This window comes from Rhodovulum sp. HP10, assembly GCF_047553435.1.
In the GTDB taxonomy this organism is placed as follows: Bacteria; Pseudomonadota; Alphaproteobacteria; order Rhodobacterales; family Rhodobacteraceae; genus Rhodovulum.
Genome location: NZ_CP180201.1, coordinates 1,801,635 through 1,823,189 on the forward strand (window position 1 = coordinate 1,801,635; position 21,555 = coordinate 1,823,189).

Below are 21,555 nucleotides of genomic sequence, written 5' to 3' on the forward strand. Positions count from 1 at the left end.
TTTCGATGGGAGGTAAGGACGCCAGAGCATTGGCAGTCGATGTCCCGGAAGGAGCCTCCTGGCGTCGTCAACGCATCGCGCGACCCCTTCCGGGCCGGTCATGGGCCTCGGCCAGCCCTCGGGAACAGCGGATCATCCTGCCGCCAGCCCCTCGGCGACCTCTTCCGGCGCGACCCGGAGCACCGTCAGCACCCGCCGCTTTCCGTCCCTGGTATCCCAGGGCAGCGATGCCCCCTCGGCCAGGCCGATCAGCGCGATCCCGATCGGCGTCAGGACCGAGACCCGGCCACTGGAGATGTCGGCCGCCTCGGGAAAAACCGGCGTGACCGTCTTCTCCTGACCGGTCGATTCGTCGCGATAGGTGACCGCGCGGCCGATCGCCACCACGTCCGGGGGCAGTTTCGCGACGGGAACGATACGGGCCCGGCCAAGCTCGCCGAGCAGCCGGTCGGCCAGCTCGGGGTTGCGCTGGATCGCGCCCTGCGCAAGAGCTTCGAGCCTGTCCAGGCTGTCGGCAGAGATGACGACCCTGGGCCGCCGCCCGGTGCCGCGTGAGGGGGTATGTTGCTCGGTCATTGAGCTTTCCTTTCCGCCACTGAGGGCGCTGATATGTCGTGAAACGGCGATTACTCGGTACGCCGGTGGCGGAAGGGCGCTCAGGCCGCGTGGCGACCCGGCGGCAGGCCGACATCCAGCACGACGACCGTCTCGATCCGGCCGTCATCCCGCAAGAGCGGAACCTTCTGCAGCTTCCGCATCCCCATCAGGGTCGCGCCGAGAAGCGACGCAATGGAAAGATACCCCGGCCCCGGCACCGGGCTGATGGTCAGCAGGCCCGAGCGTGCGCCCTCGCCGCTGATCATGTAGGTGACATGGCAACCGGCGACGACAAGCCCGGGCGGTGCCGGCTCGGGAGCCGCGCGCGAGATCCTCAGCTTGTGGCGCAGGAACCCGTTCAGAAGCGCGGGATTTGCCGCATTCCTGGTGCCGTCATGGCGAAGCAGGCGTTCGATGCCCAGCCGGTCTGCAGCCGTGAGAAGAAAACCGGTCTCGACAGCAGAGCGCGGGAACAGCTCCCGAAAGTCACTGCCAGGAGGCAGATGCGTGATCCTGGTGATGGTCATGATGTGTCTCCGAGGGCGGCGAAGGCCGCATTCTCAATTCAAGGATGTGAGAAAGCCCCGGAAGGTCGAAGACGCGCCTAAGCGCAGACCGCCCGGGGACCCGGGCGGTTCAGAAGCAGAAACCGGAAAAAGAGCTCATGCGTGACCATGAGGAGAACCTAGCCATGGAATGCAAACTGTCAATCCTGGAGGCCGGACCCGATCCCGAACGGTGGCCTTTATGCAGCAACCGCCTGCCTGCGGCCTTAAGGCGCCGGGGCGGGATCGCAACGCCCGGCACCCGAAGGCGGTCCTGTAGCGGCGTCCGGGCCTGCTCCGGCCCGATGCTGGCGGCGACGGTCCTCGTCCCGGGTCCCGGACCGAGACACTGCCGCGCACCGGCGAAGGATGCGCGGCCGGGCGATCCGTGCTAGGCTGTATCTTCCGTCCGACCGTGCGGATCCCGGGTCCGCCCTCCGAAAGCGCGCGCATGACCGTCCCCTTCCTCCGCCCGATCCTCGCCCTGGCCTGCCTCGTCGCCGTCGCGGGGCAACCGGCTGCCGCCTGGACGCTCTGGGAGGCCAAGCCCCCCGGCACCCCGCTCGAACAGCATCTCGACCGGCTGATCGAGGGCGGCGAGAACCTCACCGAGTTGCATGACCGCATCGAGGACAGCCGCGCGCAAGGCGGCTTCCGGCTGCTGGGCCGCTCGACCAAGGGCCTCGAACGCGATGTCGACGCGCTGGTGCTCGAGATCGAGAAGGCGCTTCTGCAGGACGGCAATGTCGGCGCCATCGAGGAAATCCGGCGGCTGAGGGCCGAGATCGCCGGCCTCGGGCGCGAGATCGAGGTGCTGCGCCGCGATCTCTATCTCGCCCAGAAGGCCCCCGCCCCCGATCCCGACGAGACCGACCGGATCGAGGAGCGGATCGCCAGCCGCGAGGCCGAGGCCACCGCGCTCGACGGCGAGGTCGCCGCGCGCAAGCAGGCGCTGCAGCAGAGCTTTGCCGAGGCGGGCGCCGCCCTTGGCCCCGACGAGATCGACAGCCTGACCTCGCGCGCCGATGGCGACGACCTGCTGCGGATGTTCGCGGTCTTCGACATCACCCGCAAGATCACCGACGAGCTCAAGGCGCTGATGGCCGAGACCTCGCCCTCGCCGGCGATGCAGATCCAGTATTACGGGGTCTTCGTGGTGATGGCCGAGCTGCAGGTGATGGTGCATCGCGAATACATGCGCCGGCTCGACGAGGAATATCTGCCCGCGCTCGGGACCATCAAGGGCGAGATCGACGCCACCGTCGCCTTTGCCCGCGAGCGGATGGCCACGGCCACGCCCGAACAGCAGGACATCTACGCCAAGAACATCGCCGCCAACGCGCTCTCGCTCGATGTGATCGCACGCTACGAACGGATCCTCGACCGCCAGAAGGCACGCTCGGCCGAGGCGATGGAGAAGGCCCGGTCCTGGCTCGACGTCACCTATTCGACCTATGACACCGCGGTGAACTCGATGAACGTACTCAACTTCATCGACGAGACCGACCGGTTGTTCGGCGAGATCATGACCCGGCAACTGCCCGACCTCGAACCCTTCGACGACACGGTCCTGCGCCAGCGCTTCGAGGAAATCTCGGACCGTGTGGCGGAAATCGTCGGAAATTCCTGAACACGGAACCTGAGGGCAGGCGCGGCCCGACCGCAGGGCGGCGGCACCCCTCGGCCGATCCGGGCGGGGCAGCGCTGGCCGGTTGACCGCCCCCCCTTCGCCCACTACCTGCGCAGGGAGCCAAGGAGTGCCCCATGCCGCCAGCCCCCCAGCCACAGGACGACCGCGCAAGATCGAAACGGATCGGCGCGCTTGCCGCGCTCTGGCCCTTCGTCGCGCCCTATCGGCGGATGCTGGCGGCCGCGCTTGCCGCGCTGGTCCTGACCGCCATCGTCTATCTGGCGATGCCGGTGGCGGTGCGCCAGGTGGTCGACGCCTTCGACACCGACACCGCGGCGCTGCTTGACCGCTATTTCGGGCTGGCGCTCGCGATCGTGGTGCTGCTGGCCGTCGGCACCGCGCTGCGCTACTACCTTGTCACCCGGCTGGGCGAGCGGGTCGTGGCCGATATCCGCAGCGCCGTCTTCGACCGCATGATCGGCATGAGCCCGGCCTTCTACGAAAAGACCATGACCGGCGAGGTGCTGAGCCGGATCACCACCGACACAACGCTGATCCTGTCGGTGCTGTCCTCCTCGGCCTCCTTCGCGCTGCGCAACATCCTCGTCTTCTTCGGCGCGCTGGTGCTGATGCTGGCGACCGCGACCAAGCTGTCGGGGCTGGTGCTGCTGCTGGTGCCCGCGGTGATCGTGCCGATCGTGCTTCTGGGGCGCCGGCTGAGACGGCTCAGCCGCGAGAACCAGGACTGGATCGCGGCCTCGTCGGGCAATGCCTCCGAGGCGCTCTTGTCGGTGCAGACGGTGCAGGCCTTCACCAACGAGGCACGGGCGCGGGCGCAGTTCCGGGGCGTGACCGAGCAGAGCTTCATCGCGGCCCGCCAGCGGATCGGGACCCGGGCGGTGATGACGGTGATCGTGATCTTCCTCGTCTTCGCGGGCATCGTCGGCGTGCTCTGGGTCGGGGCCCATGACGTCCGGGCGGGCGAGATGAGCGTGGGCGAGCTGGTGCAGTTCGTGATCTATTCGGTGATGGTCGCGGGCGCGGTCGCGGCGATGACCGAGATCTGGGGCGAATTGCAGCGCGCCGCGGGCGCCACCGAGCGGCTGGTCGAGCTGCTGACCGCGCAGGACAGCGTGACCGATCCCGAGGCCCCGGCGCCCCTGCCCGAACCCGCGCAGGGCGAGATCCGCTTCGAGAATGTGCGCTTCTCCTATCCGACCCGGCCCGACAGCCCGGCGCTGAACGGCATAGACCTGACCGTCCGCCCCGGCGAGACGGTGGCGCTGGTCGGGCCCTCGGGGGCGGGCAAGACCACGGTCATGCAGATGATCCTGCGCTTCTACGACCCGCAGCAGGGCCGCGTGCTGTTCGACGGCGCCGATCTGCGCAGCCTGGGCCGCGAGGCCTTCCGCAGCCGTCTGGCGCTGGTGCCGCAGGACCCGGCGATCTTCGCTGCCAGCGCCCGCGAGAACATCCGTTTCGGCCGTCCCGGCGCCTCCGATGCCGAGGTCGAGGCCGCCGCCCGCGCTGCCGCCGCGCATGATTTCCTGAGCGCGCTGCCGCAGGGCTACGACACCGAGGTGGGCGAGCGCGGGCTGATGCTGTCGGGCGGGCAAAAACAGCGCATCGCCATCGCCCGCGCCATCCTGCGCGACGCGCCGGTGCTGCTTCTGGACGAGGCGACCTCGGCGCTCGACGCGGAATCCGAACGCGCGGTGCAGGAAGCCGTGGACCGGATGGCCGCGACCCGGACCACGATCATCATCGCCCACCGGCTGGCCACGGTGAAGAAGGCCGACCGGATCGTCGTGCTGGACCGCGGCCGGATCGTGGCCGAGGGCACCCATGACGCGCTGGTGGCCGAGGGCGGGCTTTACGCGCGCCTTGCAAGGCTTCAGTTCACCGCCGGGGTCGAGACCGCCGCCTGAGCCGGATCTCGCCGGCCCGTCCGACCCCGGGGCCGCACCTTCGGCAAGGCACCGGAGACAAGAAACAGAGCGTCGCGGACAGGCAGAATGAGGCCGCTGCCGGTCGGGCGGCCCCGGATCGGACGCCGAGTTGCCGCAGCACGGGCATCTTGCGGAGGGCGGCATTTCGCCCCATCCTTCCGGGCCATGGGAGAGCAGGCCCGATCACAACGGGCCGCATGGGAGGACGACATCTTGAACAGCATGAGCATGGAGGCCGCCAGGAGCGACTGGCTGGCCATTGCCGCCGAGGCGCCGTGGAACGAACGCGACCGGCCGAAGACCATCTATTCCTTCGTCACGCGCACCGCGGCGGCCTTTCCCGACCGCCCGGCAGTGTCCTTCCAGATCCTGTCCGGCCCGAAGGATCCGGCCGAGACGCTGACCTGGACCGAGTTCCGGGGCCGCATCACCCAGGCCGCGAACCTGTTCCGCCGCCTCGGGATCGGCCCGGATGACGTGGTGGCCTATATCCTGCCCAACTGCAACGAAACCGCGGTCTGCTTTCTGGGCGGCGCAGTGGCGGGGATCGTCAACCCGATCAACCCGCTGCTCGAGGCCGAGCAGATCGCCGCGATCCTGCGCGAGACCGGGGCCAAGGTCGTGGTCACGCTGAAATCCTTCCCCAAGACCGATGTCGCAGAGAAGGTCTCCGAGGCGGTGCGGCACGCTCCCAGGGTGCAGACCGTGCTGGAGGTCGACCTGGTCCGCTACCTGACCGGGGTCAAGCGGCTGATCGTGCCGCTGATCCGCAGGAAATCGCCCGGCCACTACCATGCCGACGTGCTGGATTTCCACCGCGCGCTGGCCGCCGAGCCCGCCGACCGGCTGACCTTCGACGACCCCGAGGAAGACCGCTTCGCCGCCTATTTCCATACCGGCGGTACCACCGGCATGCCCAAGGTCGCCCAGCATCGCGTCTCGGGCATGATCTATAACGGCTGGCTCGGCCATACGCTTCTGTTCCGCGAAAACGACACCCTGATCTGCCCGCTGCCGCTGTTTCACGTCTTCGCCGCCTATCCGGTGCTGATGTCGGTTGTCGCGGCCGGGGCGCATTTCGTGATGCCGACGCCTGCGGGCTATCGCGGCGAGGGCGTGTTCGACAATTTCTGGAAGCTCATCGAGCGTTGGGGCGTGACCTTCGTCATCACCGTGCCCACCGCCATCGCCGCGCTGATGCAGCGCAAGGTAGATGCCGATGTCTCGACGCTCCGCTATGCCTTCTCGGGCTCGGCACCGCTGCCGGTCGAGCTTTACAACCGCTTCGAGGCCGCGACCGGCGTCACCATCTGCGAGGGCTACGGGCTGACCGAGGCCACCTGCCTCGTCTCGATCAACCCGCCGGATTCGAAAAAGAAGATCGGCTCGGTCGGGTTGCCCTTCCCCTATACCGAGATCCGCATCCTGAAATGCGACGGCGACGGGACTGTGCAGCGCGAATGCGAGACCGACGAGGTCGGCGAGATCTGCATCTCCAACCCCGGGGTGGTGCCGGGCTCGACCTATACCGAAGAGGCGAAGAATCTCGGCCTGTTCGCCGATGGCTACTTCCTGCGCACCGGCGATCTGGGCCGGATCGACGAGGATGGCTATCTGTTCATCACCGGCCGCGCCAAGGACGTGATCATCCGGGGCGGGCACAATATCGACCCGGCCGAGATCGAGGAGGCGCTGCTGTCCCATCACGACGTGGCCTTCGCCGGCGCCATCGGCCAGCCCGACAGCTTTTCGGGCGAGCTGCCCTGCGCCTATGTCGAGCTCGTCGACGGGGCCAGCGTCACGCCCGAGGATCTGATGGCCCATGCCCGCGTACATATCCACGAGCGCGCCGCGATCCCGAAGCATATCGAGATCCTCGACGAATTGCCCAAGACCGCCGTCGGCAAGGTGTTCAAGCCCGGGCTGCGCAAGCGGGCGATCCAGCGGGTCTATGACGCGGCGCTGGCCGAGGCGGGCCATATGGTGCGGGTGCGCGAGGTGGTCGAGGACCGCAAGCGCGGCCTCGTCGCCCGGCTGGAACGCCAGGGGCCGGTGGAGGACGAGGCGGTCGTGCATCTTCTGGGCAATTTCACCCGCCCCTGGGAATGGACCGACGACTGAGCCCCGGGGCCCCGGCCTCGCCGTCTCCTCGGGTGCCACGCGCCGTCCGCTCCGGATTGTGTTGAAAAACTCTGCGAACCGAAAAATAACTCCAAATCTTGGAATATTGCCCCTGCAGACCGCCCCTTGGCAAAACGCATTTGCTCAGGAGGGGCTTCGCGGGAGGTTGTTCTGCTGATCTGCCCGGTCTCGCCCGTTCAGAGACTTTTTCAACAGTATCTCCGCCCTGCGGCAACAGGAGATCCGGGAGCCCGAAACCGGCCGCGCCAGTCGCCCCCGGAAAGCGCCGCGCCCGACTGGACACGGCCTCGGAGAGGGACACGGGATCCCATGCGACATGACAGATACATGGGGGCAAGATCGACCCGCAGCGCGCCCGAGGCGGGGGCCGGAGAGCCTCCCGCATTGGCCGGCGCCAATCGCCCCCCTCAACCGCCCCGGCGCATTTTCATCCGGCTGTCGCAAGACGGTGACCCGGGCGTTTCAATCTCCGCATAAGGCCGGAGCCACATCCAAATCACACCCGAAGTCATTCAACGCGACGAACAGGATCTTCGACATGAAACGCATTCTCGCGACCCTCTCCCTGGGGCTGATCTCGACCGTGCCCGCCGGGGCCGCCAGCCTTTACAACACCCTCGACGGAAACGCGCCGCTGATCATCGCCCATCGCGGCGCCAGCGGCTACCTGCCCGAACATACGCTGGGCGGCTATGAACTCGCCCTCGAAATGGGCGCCGATGTGATCGAACCCGACCTGCAGATGACCGCCGACGGCGTTCTAGTCGCCATGCATGATGCGACGCTGGCCCGCACCACCAATGTCGAAGCGCTGTTCTCTCCGCGGAACGGCGATTACCGGGTGTCGGATTTCACCCTGGCCGAAATCAAGTCGCTGACGGTCGAGCCCACCGGCGCCACCGCCTCGACCGACTATCCGGGTTTCGCGCCCTCGATGGCCGATCCCTACAAGGTGCCGACCTTTCAGGAGGTGATGGATCTGGTCGCCGCGCATAACGCCGCGACGGGCGCCCAGATCGGCATCTATCCCGAGGCCAAGACCCCCAACAGCCTGGCGATGAACCGGCAGATCCTTCAGGAGATGAAGTCCAACGGCTTCGACGGCTCGGTGCCGAACACCTTCGTGCAGACCTTCAGCCATGAGGGCGCGCGCCAGCTCGCCGCGCTTCAGACCGAGGCCGGCATGGACAATGCGATCGCCGCGCTCGGCTATGCGCTAGATCTGGGCGACGGCTTCGGTGTCTATGACGCGACCACCGGCGAGGTCACCGCGCTCGAGGATCTCGCCGGGTTCGCGGACGGGCTGGGGCTTTATCTCGGCTACGATCTCGATGCCGCCTTCATCGCCGCCGCGCATGAGCTTGGGCTGAGCGTGCATGGCTGGACCTTCCGGCCCAGGACGGACGAGGCCGCCTGGGAGATGTTCCTGCCCTGGATCGAGGCCGGGATGGACGGCTTCTTCACCGATTACACCCTGCGGGGCGTCGAAGTGCTGCAACGCTACGAAGCCGCCGAGGTGCCGGTTCCGGCGACGCTGCCGCTGATGCTGGCGGGTCTGGGCGGGCTCGCCGCCCTGCGCCGCCGCCGCGCCGCCGCCTGATCGGCGATATGGCGGGGGCCGTGCCGGACGCGGCCCCCCGCCAGACCCGGTCAGGCCGGGTGCGCCGCGTCGAGCGCGGGATAATCGATCAGCCCCTCGGCGCCGCCGCCATACATGGTCTCCCGGTTCGGCTCGGCCAGCCCGGCGCCCCGCCGCAGCCGCGCGACCAGATCGGGGTTCGAGATGAACGGACGGCCGAAGGCCACCATGTCGGCCGCACCGCTTTCGACCGCGTCGATCGCCGAGGCCCGGTCATAGCCGTTATTGGCGATATAGGGGCCTTCGAACAGCGCCCGCAGCTCGGGGATGCCGCGGCCCTCGGGCCAGTCGCGCGGCCCGCCGGTCTGGCCCTCGACCATGTGCAGGAAGGCGAGGCCAAAGCGGTTCAGGCCCGAAATCGCCTGCGAGAACACCGCGAAGGGGTCGCTGTCGGAAATGCCGTTCGCGTTCGAGAACGGGCTCAGCCGCAGCCCGGTACGGCCCGCGCCGATCTCGTCCGCCACGGTCTCGACCACCTCGAACAGGAACCTGCAGCGATTCTCGATCGGGCCGCCATAACCGTCGGTCCGGCGGTTGGTGCCGTCGCGCAGGAACTGGTCGATCAGATAGCCATTGGCGCCGTGGATCTCGACCCCGTCAAATCCCGCCGCCATCGCATTCGCGGCGGCCTTGCGGTAATCGCCGAGGATGCGGGAAATCTCGGAGGTCTCGAGCGCACGCGGCGCCGACACCCCGGTAAAGCCCTCGGCGGTGAAGGTCTTGACCCCGTCGGCCGGGACCGCGGAGGGCGCGACCGGGGCCTGACCGCCGGGCAGAAGCGAGACATGCGACACCCGCCCGACATGCCAGAGCTGGATCACGATGCGTCCGCCCGCCGCATGCACGGCGTAGGTGACCTTGCGCCAGCGCTCGACCTGCAGATCGGAATAGATGCCGGGCGTGTCGAGATAGCCCTGCCCCTCGGGCGAGATCTGCGCGCCCTCGGTCACGATCAGCCCGGCCCCGGCCCGCTGGCTGTAATAGGTGACATGAAGATCGGTCGGCGCCAGCGTCTCGCGTTCGGCACGGTTGCGGGTCAGAGGCGCCATCACGACACGGTTCGCCAGGGCGATGTCGCCGACGGCGAAGGAAGTAAAGAGCTTGGGCTGGGTCATTGAAAATGTCCTTTGACATTCGAAGGGGTTGGCTCGGACGTAGGCATCGGCCGCGACCGGGCAAGAGGGCGATGCGGGAACAGAGCCCTGCGCGCTCATGCACAGTCCCGCCTCAGGCCAGCGCCACATCCTCGCCGTCGCCCTGCCGGTCGGGGGTTCGCGCCAGATCGGTGGCGATGACGACGAAGCCCTCGATCACGGCGCCGCGATCGCTGCGCAGGGCCGCCCGGTCGAGCCGGACCGACCCGAACCCCGCCGCGGCCAGTACCGCCCGCAGATGATCGGGCGCATGGGCGAAGCGGCGGCTTTCGCGCAGCGCCAGCGGCCCCTCGCCCGGCGCAGCCGCCTCGACGGTGAAGGCCAGCACGCCCCCGGGCGCCAGCGAGCCCGCGCACCAGCCGAGGATACGCTCGAGAGCGCCGAGATAGACGAAGACATCGGCGGCAATGATCAGGTCGTAGCGCTCGGGGCCGATCTCGAGCGCGGCGAGATCGCCTTTCGCAAGCCGGTCATAGAGCCCCTTGGCCTCGGCCTGCGCCAGCATGCCGGCCGAGATGTCGATGCCTTCGAGACGCTCGCAGATGTCGCGGAACGCCGCCCCCGCCAGCCCGGTGCCGCAGCCCAGATCCATCGCCCGGCCGAAGCGCCGCCCGTCCAGCCCCCGGCGCAGGAGTTCGGGCGCGCAATAATCGAGCCGCTCGACCAGCGCCCGGTCGAAGCGCGGCGCGTAATCGTCGAACAGCGCCTCGACGAAGGCCGCCGGCATGGTCTCGGCCACCGGCGCCGCCCGCACCAGGTCGCGCTTGAGCCCGGCGCCCAGCAGGTCCTGCGGATCGGCCGCGAGCGCGCGGTCCCAAGCCTCGGCCGCCCGCTCGGGCGCGCCCGCCGCCTCATGCCATTCCCCCAGTCGAAACCAGCCGGCCGCCCAGCCGGGCACCCGCTCCATCGCTTCGCCCAGCACCTCGATCGCCGCCGGCAGATCGCCGCCGAGGGCCAACCCCTCGGCGAAATCGAACCGCCGATCCACGATCAGGTCGCCGGAGGAAAGACCTCTCGCCGCCATCATCTGCAAAGTCCAAAAAGGGGCCGTATCGCCGGGGGCAGCCATTGTGCCTCCCTCGGTTTCGGGCTCGGATTTCGGCCGGGTCGAGGCGCTTTCGGGAGGCTCTGTCCCGAAGGCGGCGCCGACCCTGCCCGCCGCTGCATTTAGGGCCGCACCCGCCCTGCGTCAACGGGCGCGTGCAGACCCGCCGACGACGCCCCGTGCGGGCTTTGCGCCGCATGGCTTCAGGGGGCTCTCGACGCGCATTGACCGGGGGCCGGCCCGGCCCCCGCGGGGGCGGAACGGGGGACCGGCTGGAGGCCACCTTCCCGACCCGCGCCCTGTTACCCCGGCCCGGAGAGGCCAGCGCCGGGGAGACAGGGCGGCATTTGCCTGAGCGGGCCGGGTGGCGTACATCCGGGCAGAGCAACCGATCCGGAGGCCTCATGCGCTGCGTTCCGCCCGTTCCGAAAGCCCGTTCCGCCGGTGGCGGGGGCGCTCCCGCCCGTCCTTGCCGCTGCCGCGGCGCCTCCGGTTGGGCCGGGCCGCGCAGCCTGCGGCCGCGCGGCGTCCGCGCGGAGCGGAGGCCGACGCGATGATCCTCGGCATCGGCACCGATCTGGCCAATATCGACCGCATCGCCGCGACGCTTGAACGATTCGGCGACCGGTTCCGGACCCGCGTCTTCACCGAGGCCGAGCAGGCAAAGGCCGAGCACCGGGCCGACGCTGCTGGAACCTATGCCAAGCGCTGGGCCGCCAAGGAGGCCTGCTCGAAGGCGCTGGGCACCGGGCTGAGAATGGGCATTTCCTGGAAGGACATGGCAGTCACCAACCTGCCGACCGGCCAGCCGGTGATGGCACTGACCGGCTGGGCGGCCGAGCGTCTGGCCGAGCTGACCCCGCCAGGCCATGAGGCGATCGTTCATGTCTCGCTGACCGACGACCACCCCTGGGCGCAGGCCTTCGTGGTGATCGAGGCGCGCGCAAAACCGCCGGCCTCCCGCAGGCGATAATCCGCCAGCGCACCGCCACCTGTGCACCGCCACTCCTGGACTGCCGCATCCGGCAGGGTCGGCGCAACAGGACCGGGCCCCGGCCTGGCGCTGACAGGGAGGTTCGAACCCCGCTCCCGGCCGGCCTCGCACTGGCGCGACCATGGCAGATGTCATCGGGCGTTCGACAGAAGGCTTCCACCGTTTTTCCGAAGCCTCCGGGCGGCAGCGGCATCGAGGTTTCCTCTGCATCCGCCGGAGCGACGGCGCCTGCATCTTGCCGGCGGTCATGGCCGGATCCGCGCGCAAGCCCTCCGGCCCCGCTGCCTTGACAGCCCGCAGCCGCGCGCCCATGAAGCGGGGGCATTTTCCGGCGCCGTCTGGCGGCGCAGCTACAAGGCAGGACCGGGCATATGGCGAAGACGGACGAAAAGGCGGGCGGCGGTCTCTGGGAGACGGTCAAGACGATCTTCTGGGCATTGCTGATCGCGGGCCTGTTCCGGACGCTGTTCTTCCAGCCGTTCTGGATTCCGTCGGGCAGCATGAAGGACACGCTGCTGATCGGCGATTTCCTCTTCGTCAACAAGATGGCCTATGGCTATTCGCGCTATTCCTGCCCCTTCGGCCTGTGTCCCTTCTCGGGCCGGCTCCTGAGCTCGGAGCCCGAGCGCGGCGATGTCGTCGTGTTCCGCCACCCGGTCAGCAATTCGGACTATATCAAGCGGCTTGTCGGCCTGCCCGGCGACACCGTGCAGATGCGCGAGGGCGTGCTTTACATCAACGGCTCCCCGGTCGAGGTCGAACCCGCCGGGATCTTCAAGGAGCCCTACGAGAAGCAGGGGCCGATGGGCTATTATCCGGAATGCGAGAACGCGCCGGTCGGCATCGGCGGCACCTGCATGAAGGCACGCTCGATCGAGACCCTGCCCAATGGCGTCAGCCATGGCATCCTGAACATCACCGACCGCGGCGCGCGCGACACCACGCCGGTCTATACCGTGCCCGAGGGCGAATATTTCGTGCTGGGCGACAACCGCGACAACAGCCGCGACAGCCGCTATGCCCAGGCCAATGGCGGCGTCGGCTTCGTGCCCGCCGAAAACCTGATCGGCCGGGCCGACCGGATTATGTTCTCGTCGGCCGGTCGGTCGCTGTTCTTCATCTGGACCTGGCGCGCCGACCGGTTCTTCAAGGCAATCGACTGAACCGTGAGACTTGCTGCAGATCTGATCGCCTTCTCGCAGCGGCTGGGCCATGACTTCGCCCGGCCCGAGCTTCTGCTGCGCGCCGTCACCCATTCCTCTCTGTCGAGCCCGACCCGGCCCGACAACCAGCGGCTGGAATTCCTCGGCGACCGGGTGCTGGGCCTCGTCATGGCCGAGGCGCTGCTGAAGGCCGACAAGGCGGCCTCGGAGGGCCAGCTCGCGCCCCGCTTCAACGCGCTGGTGCGCCGCGAGGCCTGCGCCGATGTGGCCCGCGAGATCGGGCTTGGCGACGTGCTCAAGCTCGGCCGCTCCGAGATGATGTCGGGCGGACGGCGCAAGGAGGCGCTTCTGGCCGATGCGATGGAGGCGGTGATCGCCGCAGTCTATCGCGATGCCGGTTTCGAGACCGCGCGGGACATGGTGCTGCGGCTCTGGGGCGCGCGGATCGAGCAGGTCGAGCCCGATGCCCGCGATGCCAAAACCGCGCTGCAGGAATGGGCCCAGGCCCGTGGTCAGCAGCCGCCGCGCTATGTCGAGATCGCCCGCGAAGGCCCCGATCACGCGCCCGTCTTCACCATCGCCGCGCGGCTTGAAACCGGCGAGGAAGCCACCGCCACCGCCGGCGCCAAGCGCCAGGCCGAACAGACCGCCGCGGCCGCGCTGCTGGCGTCACTGCGCCGCGCGCCGTCCTGACCCTTCCCTCATGCCGCTGCTGCACGAAAGCCGGGCAGCAGACCGGGCGACTGCCTGCCATCTGAGCGCTCGGACCGGTTCGGCCACGGTTCGAGCGGCCCTAAGCCCTGCTGCGACAACCTGCGCGGCTGCGGGCGCGCCGATCCGTCCTACATGCGTCTCGAAGGCGGGGCGCGCCCAGCCCCGGCAACCATGACAGGAAAGGCTGACCTCATGTCGAATGACCAGACCATCAAGGACCTTCAGACCGCGCTCGAGATGGAGATGACCGCAGGCCATCAGTACCAGCTGCATGCGCAGGTGCTCGACGATTGGGGGCTCGATCTGCTGGCCGCCAAGATGCGCGAGGAGATGCAGGAGGAAATCGGCCATTCCGACCTCTTCATGGAACGGATCATCTTCCTCGGCGGCACGCCCGAGATCCGGTTTCAGAAACAGCCGGTGCGGGCCGAGAGCCTCGAACAGATGTTCGAGATGGATGCCGCCGACGAGCAGGAGGCGATCGACGTCTACAGCAAGGCCGCCCAGCGTGCGATGGAGGTGGGCGATATCGGCAGCCGGACGCTGTTCGAGAAGATCGTGCTGGACGAAGAGGGCCACAAGGACTGGCTCGACACCCAGCTGGCGCTGCTCGGGCGTCTGGGTGAACCGGCCTACAGCGCCAAGCAGGTCTCGGGACCGGGCGCCGGCGAGGACTGACGCCCCCTTGCCCGCATCCGGCTGGCGCCGGGAGCACTTATCGCGTAAAGCCCGGGCCTGAGCCGGAGGTTTACACGCATGAGCACACGCAGCGGATTCGTCGCCCTGATCGGAGAACCGAATGCGGGCAAGTCCACCCTGCTGAACCGGATGGTCGGGGCCAAGGTCTCGATCGTCACCCACAAGGTGCAGACCACCCGCGCCCGGATCCGTGGCGTGGCGATGGAGGGCGAGGCACAGATCGTCTTCGTCGACACGCCAGGCCTGTTCCGCCCGCGGCGGCGGCTCGACCGGGCGATGGTCGCCGCCGCCTGGGGCGGCGCCGCCGATGCCGATATCGTGGTGCTGCTGATCGAGGCCCATCGCGGCCGCACCGAAGGCGTCGACGCCATTCTCGAGGCGCTGCACGAGCGCGCCGCCGGGGGCCAGACCGTGGCGCTCGCCATCAACAAGATCGACCGGGTCAAGGCCGAGGCGCTGCTGGCGCTGTCGGCCGATCTGAACGCGGCCTATCCCTTCGCGCGCACCTTCATGATCTCGGCCGAGAAGGGCCACGGGGTCGACGACCTGCGCGGCTGGCTGGCCGAAACCCTGCCCGAGGGGCCGTGGCTCTACCCCGAGGACCAGATCGCCGATCTGCCGATGCGGATGATCGCGGCCGAGATGACCCGCGAGAAGCTGACGCTGAGGCTGCATCAGGAACTTCCCTACGAGCTGACAGTCGAGACCGAGAACTGGGAGGACCGCAAGGACGGCTCGACCCGGATCGACCAGGTGATCTATGTCGCGCGCGACGGCCACAAGGGGATCGTTCTGGGCCACAAGGGCGAGACCGCGAAGGCCGTCGGTCAGGCCGCCCGGGCCGAGATCGCCGAGTTCCTCGGCCGTCCCGTGCATCTGTTCCTGCATGTGAAGGTGCGCCCGAACTGGCTTGAGGAATCCGAACGTTATTCCGAGATGGGCCTCGATTTCCGCGACGGCGACTGAGCGCTGCGAGACGACCGGGCCGGGCAGAAGGACCGCCGGCCATGACCAGGGACGCCCGGGCAGGCCCCGGGTCGCGCCGACGAGCTGCGGGCGGCAGGGAGGGGACATCCCGACTCTCGTCATCGCCGTGGGAACTTATCGCCGCACGGACCGACGGCCTCGGGCGCCGGGTTCGGCGGCTCCGGACTCCCGGGTCCAGGCGTCTCGCCTTCCGGCCAACGCCTTATGGCCGGAGCCCCCCGGCCGGGGGGGCACGGAACGCCGGGCAGCAACGCGGGCGCGGGGGCCGCAGATCTAGCCGCGCGCGGCCTCCATCCGGCGGCGCATCTCCGCGATCGAGTCGCCGAGCCCGAGGAAGACCGCCTCGCCGATCAGGAAATGCCCGATATTGAGCTCGCGGATCTCGGGCAGGGCCGCCACCGGGGCCACCGTCTCATAGGTCAGCCCATGGCCCGCATGCACCTCGAGGCCCAGCCCCTGCGCATGCCGCGCCATCGCCGTCAGCCGGGCAAGCTCGGCATCGCGCTCGGCCAACCTGCCCTCGTGGTGGAAATCGCAATAGGCGCCGGTATGCAGCTCGACCACCGCCGCGCCGACCTCTGCCGCGGCCTCGACCTGGGCCGGATCAGCGGCAATGAACAGCGAGACCCGGCAGCCGGCCCCGGCCAGGGGCGCGATGAAACGCGCCAGCCGCGCGGCGTCGCCTGCCACGTCGAGCCCGCCTTCGGTGGTGCGTTCATCGCGCCGTTCAGGCACAAGGCACACCGCATGCGGGCGATGCCGAAGCGCAATCGCCTGCATCTCGTCGGTCGCCGCCATCTCGAGATTGAGCGGCACCCTCAGCCCCGCCATCAGCGCGTCGATATCGGCATCCCGGATATGCCGCCGGTCCTCGCGCAGATGCGCGGTGATGCCGTCGGCCCCAGCCGCCTCGGCCAGCAAGGCCGCGCGCAGCGGATCGGGATAGGCCGTGCCGCGGGCGTTGCGCAGCGTGGCCACATGGTCGATGTTCACGCCGAGCCGAAGCCCGTTTCCGGTCGCTGTCATTCTCTCTCCTCCCAGCCCCCCAGGAGACCTCTCCGTCCCGGCTCCCTGCCACGGTCTTCAGCCCCGGCCCTGAGCAGCAGTCCTCAGCCCCGGTCCTCGGCCTTGGCCGCGGCACTGGCCCGCAGCTCGCTCAGCTTCTTCTTCAGCCGCCCGCGGCGGCGGTTCTGATAGGCGGTCAGCACCGGCACGCTGGCATAATAAGAGATCAGCCCGGCAACGATACCGAGAATGCAGCCGCCCACCATATAGGGCAGGAACACCTCGTGATAGAAGACCGACAGCCGCGCCCAGTGCGGCACCGCATCGGTGAACAGCGCAATCAGGTTGTTCTTGAGATCCGAGGCCGCCCCGGCGAATTTCGCCACCAGCGTCTCGTCGACATTCTCGTCGAAGCGCGTCCCCAGCAGGAAGTGCCCCAGCTTGAGCGAGGCCACCCCGATCGGCACATAGGTCAGCGGATTGCCGACCAGCGTCGACAGCAGCGCGGCCAGGATATTGCCGCGCATCGCCTTGGCCAGCAGCCCCGCGATCAGGAAATGCAGGCCATAGAACGGGGTAAAGACCGTGAAGACACCGGCGAAGATGCCACGCCCGATCTTGCGCGGCGTGTCCGGCAGCCGGCGCAGGCGGTGCGATATGTAATAGGCCGCCCGCCCCCATCCGCCGCGCGGATAGACGCTGTCGAGCAAGATCTTGCCGACGCTTCTCTTGTCGCGGCGCTTGAACACCAAGCCTTGGGTCCTTTCCAGCGGGTGGCCCCTTACATCGTGCGCGCGGGGTCTCGGTATCTCTCCAACTCGGCCACGTCGCTTTCAGCCTCAAGAGCTGTCATCACGGTGTGAAGATGCTCGACGTCCCGCAAATCCACTTGAACCAGCAAGCGGTAAAAATCGGGCTTCTTGTCGACGAATTCCATATCGGAAATATTGGCCTTCTGTTCGCCGATCAAGGTGCAGATCCGGCCGAGCACGCCGGCATCGTTCCGGATCGTCAGCAGGAAGCCGACATTATGCACCGCCGGATGCTTGCCCGAATGCCAGTGCAGATCGACCCAGCGCTCGGGCTGTTCCTCGAACTTCTCCAGCACCGGGCAGTCGATCGCATGCACGATCACGCCCCGGCCGCGATAGGTGATGCCGACAATGCGCTCGCCGGGCACCGGCTGGCAGCAGGGCGCCCGGGTGAAGGATTCGTCGGGCGAGAGACCGATCACCGCGCGGGTCGCGTCGATCTCGTCACCGGTGGTGTTGGCCAGCTCGGGATAGAGCGCCTCGACCACGTCCTGGGCCCGCATCTCGGCCGAGCCGAGCCGGGCCAGCAATTCGTTCGCGCCGGCCAGGCCGAAGGTCTTGGCGGCAGTGCGCAGCGCCTTGTCGGTCGCCTTCTTGCCCAGATGCTCGAACGCCACCCGTGCCAGTTCGCGGCCGAGCTTGATATAGCGTTCGCGGTCTTCCTCGCGCAGCGACTTGCGGATCGCGGCCTTGGCGCGGCCGGTGACGACGATGTCGATCCAGGTCGCCTGCGGGCGCTGGCCCTCGGCGGTGATGATCTCGACCGACTGGCCGTTCTTAAGCCGCGTCCAGAGCGGCACGCGGATGCCGTCGACCTTGGCACCGACGCAGCTGTCTCCGATCCGGGTGTGGATCGCATAGGCATAATCCAGCGGCGTCGCGCCCCGGGGCAGCTTGATCACATCGCCCTTGGGCGTGAAGCAGAACACCTGGTCGGAATACATCTCGAGCTTCACATGCTCGAGGAACTCGTCATGGTCCTCGGTCTCGAACCGCTCGGTCAGCGAGGCCAGCCATTTCGCCGGATCGACCGCGAACGGGTTCGAGGCCCTGACGCCATCGCGATAGGACCAGTGCGCGGCGACGCCCGATTCGGCCACCTCATGCATCTGCCGGGTGCGGATCTGCACCTCGACCCGCTTGCCGTCGCGCCCCGACACCGTGGTCTGGATCGAGCGGTAGCCGTTCGACTTGGGCTGGCTGATATAGTCCTTGAACCGGCCCGGTACCGCCCGCCAGCGCTGGTGGATCGCGCCCAGAACCCGGTAGCAGTCGCCCTCGCTCTGGGTGATGACGCGAAAGCCGTAGATGTCCGACAGCCGCGAGAAGCCCTGCCCCTTCTCCTCCATCTTGCGCCAGATCGAATAGGGCTTCTTGGCCCGGCCGAAGACATCGGCCTCGATCTCCTCGCGGTCCAGCTCCTTTCGGATGTCCTGGGTGATCTTCTGGATCACGTCGCCCGACTCGCGCTGCAGCGTGATGAAGCGGCGGATGATCGAGTTGCGCGCCTCGGGATTGAGCACCCGGAAGGCCAGGTCTTCCAGCTCCTCGCGCATCCACTGCATGCCCATCCGGCCCGCAAGCGGCGCGTAGATATCCATGGTCTCGTGGCTCTTGCGCACCTGCTTCTCGATCGGCAGCGACTTGATCGTGCGCATGTTGTGCAGCCGGTCCGCGAGCTTGACGAGGATCACCCGCAGATCCTTCGACATCGCCATGAAGAGCTTGCGGAAATTCTCGGCCTGCTTGGTCTCGTTCGAAGTCAGCTGCAGATTGGTCAGCTTGGTCACGCCATCGACCAGTTCGGCCACCTCGCGACCGAACAGCCGCTCGATCTCGGAGAAGGTCGACTTGGTGTCCTCGACCGTGTCATGCAAAAGCGCCGTGACGATGGCCGCATCGTCCAGCCGCTGCTCGGTCAGGATCGCGGCGACCGCGACCGGATGCATGAAATATTCCTCGCCCGACCGGCGCCGCTGCCCGGCATGCATCTCGCGCCCATAGGCATAGGCGCGGCGGATGAGATCTTCGTCCGTGCGGGGATTATAGTTGCGGACCAGCGAGATCAGGTCTTCGACGTCGATCATCTGGCCGCCATCTTGAAGGGGGCGCCACGAGCCGACAGGCCCGCCCGCGCCCCGGCCGTCCTACCTTTGACCCTGGGCTTCCATCAGCGCGCGCAGGAGCTTCTCTTCCGACATGTCGTCATCCGACGGACGGTCGGGTTCGCTGGCCGCACCGCCCATCAGCAGCGCCATCGAATCCTCTTCGGGCTCGTCGACCTCGATCTGGGTCTGATGCGCCTCGATCATCCGCTCGCGCAGATCGTCGGCCGACTGGCTCTCCTCGGCGATCTCGCGCAGGGCGACGACCGGGTTCTTGTCGTTGTCGCGATCCACGGTAAGGCTGGCACCCGAAGCCACCTCACGGGCGCGATGGGCGGCAAGCATCACCAGCTCGAACCGGTTCGGTACCTTGTCGACACAATCTTCGACCGTCACGCGGGCCATGGGTCTCTCCGCTCCATTGGAAAGTTGAACCCCCTATCTATTGGCTTGGATAGGTCTTGACAAGAGCGGATACACCTGACCATGGCCCCGAAAACGGCGAAATGCCCGCGATTTCGGCCGCAGGCAGGGCCGCCAGCATCTCCTGCGCGGTCTGTCCCGACACCGGATGGCGCCAGTCCGGCGCGATCTCGGCCAGGGGGACCAGCACGAAGGCACGATCCTGTATCCGCGGATGCGGCAGGATCGTGCGGTCGGGGACCTCGCGGGCCTGCGCCTCCGGCGTCAGCCCCATCCAGCGCGCCTGCACGGCGACATCGGGCAGCACCGCGCCATCCAGATCGAGCAGATCGAGATCGAGCGTGCGCGGCGCCCAGCGGATACGGCGTTCGCGGCCGAATCGCGCCTCGATCCCGTGCAGGCGAGCCAGCAAGGCCGTGGCGGAAAGATCGGTCGCGATCTCGACCACCGCGTTCACAAATTCGGGTCCCGACCCTTCCGGCATGCTCGGCGTATGATAAAATCTGCTGATTTTCACGATTCGGACCGATTCGGTCTCGAGCGCGGCAAGCCCCGCCGCCAGGGTCGCTTCAGGCGCGCCGGCTCCGGATCCCATATTCCCGCCGAGGGCAATCAGGCCTTTTGGCCATGCTGGTATTGATTTTTCAGGTTGCGGCATATGGCGCGATCCTTACATGTTCATTTGACGGCCCGCAGGACTAAGTTTTTCAAGAATGCCCCCCTCATCAAACCACTCTCGGCGTTCATCCGGCGGGCGCTGACCAGAAGGACCAACGATGTTTTACAGAGACGAGCGCTTGGCGCTGTTCATAGACGGATCGAATCTCTATGCCGCCGCGAAGGCGCTGGGCTTCGACATCGACTACAAGCTCCTCCGACAGGAATTCATGCGCAGAGGCAAGCTGCTCCGGGCTTTCTACTACACTGCGCTGCTCGAGAATGACGACTACTCTCCGATCCGTCCGCTTGTCGACTGGCTGAACTACAACGGCTTCACCATGGTGACGAAGCCCGCGAAGGAATACACCGACAGCCAGGGCCGCCGGAAGGTCAAGGGCAACATGGATATCGAACTGGCCGTCGATGCCATGGAGTTGGCGCCCCGCGTCGATCATGTCGTGCTGTTCTCGGGCGATGGCGACTTCAAGCCGCTGATCGAAAGCCTCCAGCGTCAGGGAGTCCGGGTCTCGGTGGTGTCGACCATCCGCAGCCAGCCCCCGATGATCGCCGACGAGCTGCGCCGCCAGGCCGACAACTTCATCGAGCTCGACGAGCTGAAAGAGGTGATCGGCCGCCCCCCGCGCGAGCCCCGCGCCGAACCGCGCTCGGAAACCGCCCAGAACGACTGAGCCCGACAAGCGCCGAGACCGGCACGGCCCGCCTCCCCCCTGCGTGCCTGAAAGCCGGTCCGACATGCTTGAAACCCGGGCATCGCACCGCATCTCAAGGAAGCGATGCCCGTCTCGCCCCTCGTTCTTCAGCTGTTCGCGCTCTTTGCCGCCGCCTTCGGCGCGGCCACCATCCTGCCGTTCCAGTCCGAACTGGTCTTTGTCGGGCTGCAGCTGGCCGGGCAGATCAGCATCGGCTGGCTGATCCTGGTGGCCAGCATCGGCAACGTGCTGGGCGCGGTCGTGAACTACCTGCTCGGCCGCGGCATCGAGCGGTTCCGCCACCGCCGCTGGTTCCCCGCCAGCGAGGCCCAGCTCGACCGGGCCCAGCACTGGTACGGGCGCTGGGGCGTCTGGACGCTCTTGCTGAGCTGGGCGCCCTTCGGCGATGCCTTCACCGTGGTCGCGGGCATGATGCGCACGCCGATCTGGCTGTTCCTGCTTCTGGTCACGCTGGCCAAGACCGGGCGATATGCCGCGCTCGCCTGGGCCACTGCGGCGGCCTCTGGCTGAGCCCCGGACTTTACGCGCGGCCCGGCCGGGTTTACCTCTGACAGTCGAACA

At 67.9% G+C, this 21,555-nt stretch carries 20 protein-coding genes; 11 read left to right on the forward strand and 9 right to left on the reverse strand.

What is annotated here, in order from left to right:
• Nucleotides 1–132: 132 nt before the first annotated feature.
• Together rnk and ACK8CO_RS08365 are read right to left on the reverse strand one after the other, a co-directional pair.
• Nucleotides 133–576, reverse strand: coding sequence for a nucleoside diphosphate kinase regulator (gene rnk, locus ACK8CO_RS08360; RefSeq protein WP_080614938.1), 444 nt, complete (start codon nt 574–576; stop codon nt 133–135).
• Between the two features lie 80 nt (nt 577–656).
• On the reverse strand, nt 657–1,124 hold the full coding sequence (locus ACK8CO_RS08365; RefSeq protein WP_414898826.1) for a hypothetical protein: 468 nt from the start codon (nt 1,122–1,124) through the stop codon (nt 657–659).
• 469 nt (nt 1,125–1,593) lie between these two features.
• Here ACK8CO_RS08365 and ACK8CO_RS08370 point away from each other — a divergent pair, with 469 nt between their 5' ends.
• The 4 genes from ACK8CO_RS08370 to ACK8CO_RS08385 all read left to right on the forward strand — a co-directional run bounded on the left by ACK8CO_RS08370 (nt 1,594) and on the right by ACK8CO_RS08385 (nt 8,463).
• The gene (locus ACK8CO_RS08370) at nt 1,594–2,772 is read left to right on the forward strand and encodes a hypothetical protein (protein WP_414898827.1); all 1,179 of its coding nucleotides are present in this window, start codon (nt 1,594–1,596) and stop codon (nt 2,770–2,772) included.
• Between the two features lie 134 nt (nt 2,773–2,906).
• Nucleotides 2,907–4,700 carry an ABC transporter transmembrane domain-containing protein gene (locus tag ACK8CO_RS08375; RefSeq protein ID WP_080614935.1) on the forward strand — a complete coding sequence of 598 codons (1,794 nt, stop codon included), beginning with the start codon at nt 2,907–2,909 and terminating at the stop codon, nt 4,698–4,700.
• 243 nt (nt 4,701–4,943) lie between these two features.
• Nucleotides 4,944–6,842, forward strand: coding sequence for an acyl-CoA synthetase (locus tag ACK8CO_RS08380; RefSeq protein ID WP_414899000.1), 1,899 nt, complete (start codon nt 4,944–4,946; stop codon nt 6,840–6,842).
• Nucleotides 6,843–7,401: 559 nt separating this feature from the next.
• Entirely contained in the window at nt 7,402–8,463 is a 1,062-nt protein-coding gene (locus ACK8CO_RS08385) for a glycerophosphodiester phosphodiesterase family protein (RefSeq protein ID WP_414898828.1), read from the forward strand.
• 50 nt (nt 8,464–8,513) lie between these two features.
• Here ACK8CO_RS08385 and ACK8CO_RS08390 read toward each other — a convergent pair whose 3' ends face one another.
• Nucleotides 8,514–9,617, reverse strand: a complete 1,104-nt coding sequence (locus ACK8CO_RS08390; RefSeq protein ID WP_414898829.1) for an alkene reductase — start codon at nt 9,615–9,617, stop codon at nt 8,514–8,516.
• Nucleotides 9,618–9,729: 112 nt separating this feature from the next.
• Nucleotides 9,730–10,683 (reverse strand): methyltransferase domain-containing protein, encoded by a 954-nt coding sequence (locus ACK8CO_RS08395; RefSeq protein WP_414898830.1) that lies wholly within the window; start codon nt 10,681–10,683, stop codon nt 9,730–9,732.
• A 571-nt stretch (nt 10,684–11,254) separates the two neighbouring features.
• Here ACK8CO_RS08395 and acpS point away from each other — a divergent pair.
• From acpS to era, 5 genes are all read left to right on the forward strand, one after another.
• Nucleotides 11,255–11,674 carry a holo-ACP synthase gene (acpS, locus tag ACK8CO_RS08400; protein WP_080614932.1) on the forward strand — a complete coding sequence of 140 codons (420 nt, stop codon included), beginning with the start codon at nt 11,255–11,257 and terminating at the stop codon, nt 11,672–11,674.
• Between the two features lie 392 nt (nt 11,675–12,066).
• A complete protein-coding gene (lepB, locus tag ACK8CO_RS08405) occupies nt 12,067–12,858 on the forward strand; it encodes a signal peptidase I (protein WP_080614931.1) in 792 nt (263 codons plus the stop codon).
• Between the two features lie 3 nt (nt 12,859–12,861).
• The gene (gene rnc / locus ACK8CO_RS08410) at nt 12,862–13,551 is read left to right on the forward strand and encodes a ribonuclease III (protein WP_080614930.1); all 690 of its coding nucleotides are present in this window, start codon (nt 12,862–12,864) and stop codon (nt 13,549–13,551) included.
• A 213-nt stretch (nt 13,552–13,764) separates the two neighbouring features.
• On the forward strand, nt 13,765–14,250 hold the full coding sequence (locus ACK8CO_RS08415) for a bacterioferritin (RefSeq protein ID WP_414898831.1): 486 nt from the start codon (nt 13,765–13,767) through the stop codon (nt 14,248–14,250).
• A 78-nt stretch (nt 14,251–14,328) separates the two neighbouring features.
• Entirely contained in the window at nt 14,329–15,237 is a 909-nt protein-coding gene (era, locus tag ACK8CO_RS08420) for a GTPase Era (RefSeq protein ID WP_080614928.1), read from the forward strand.
• 294 nt (nt 15,238–15,531) lie between these two features.
• On the opposite strand, the gene ACK8CO_RS08425 is transcribed toward era, so the two are convergent.
• The 5 genes from ACK8CO_RS08425 to folK all read right to left on the reverse strand — a co-directional run bounded on the left by ACK8CO_RS08425 (nt 15,532) and on the right by folK (nt 20,261).
• A complete protein-coding gene (locus ACK8CO_RS08425; RefSeq protein WP_414898832.1) occupies nt 15,532–16,284 on the reverse strand; it encodes a pyridoxine 5'-phosphate synthase in 753 nt (250 codons plus the stop codon).
• 83 nt (nt 16,285–16,367) lie between these two features.
• Nucleotides 16,368–17,012 (reverse strand): DUF2062 domain-containing protein, encoded by a 645-nt coding sequence (locus tag ACK8CO_RS08430; protein ID WP_369822851.1) that lies wholly within the window; start codon nt 17,010–17,012, stop codon nt 16,368–16,370.
• 32 nt (nt 17,013–17,044) lie between these two features.
• On the reverse strand, nt 17,045–19,162 hold the full coding sequence (locus ACK8CO_RS08435) for a RelA/SpoT family protein (RefSeq protein WP_080614925.1): 2,118 nt from the start codon (nt 19,160–19,162) through the stop codon (nt 17,045–17,047).
• 60 nt (nt 19,163–19,222) lie between these two features.
• Nucleotides 19,223–19,585: a DNA-directed RNA polymerase subunit omega gene (rpoZ, locus tag ACK8CO_RS08440; RefSeq protein ID WP_080614924.1), complete on the reverse strand. Its 363-nt coding sequence runs from the start codon at nt 19,583–19,585 to the stop codon at nt 19,223–19,225.
• A gap of 37 nt (nt 19,586–19,622) precedes the next feature.
• Complete coding sequence (gene folK / locus ACK8CO_RS08445; protein ID WP_414898833.1) at nt 19,623–20,261, reverse strand: 2-amino-4-hydroxy-6-hydroxymethyldihydropteridine diphosphokinase; 639 nt, start codon at nt 20,259–20,261, stop codon at nt 19,623–19,625.
• A gap of 118 nt (nt 20,262–20,379) precedes the next feature.
• Here folK and ACK8CO_RS08450 point away from each other — a divergent pair, with 118 nt between their 5' ends.
• Complete coding sequence (locus ACK8CO_RS08450; RefSeq protein WP_080614922.1) at nt 20,380–20,952, forward strand: NYN domain-containing protein; 573 nt, start codon at nt 20,380–20,382, stop codon at nt 20,950–20,952.
• 105 nt (nt 20,953–21,057) lie between these two features.
• The gene (locus ACK8CO_RS08455) at nt 21,058–21,504 is read left to right on the forward strand and encodes a YqaA family protein (RefSeq protein ID WP_414898834.1); all 447 of its coding nucleotides are present in this window, start codon (nt 21,058–21,060) and stop codon (nt 21,502–21,504) included.
• Nucleotides 21,505–21,555: the final 51 nt, after the last annotated feature.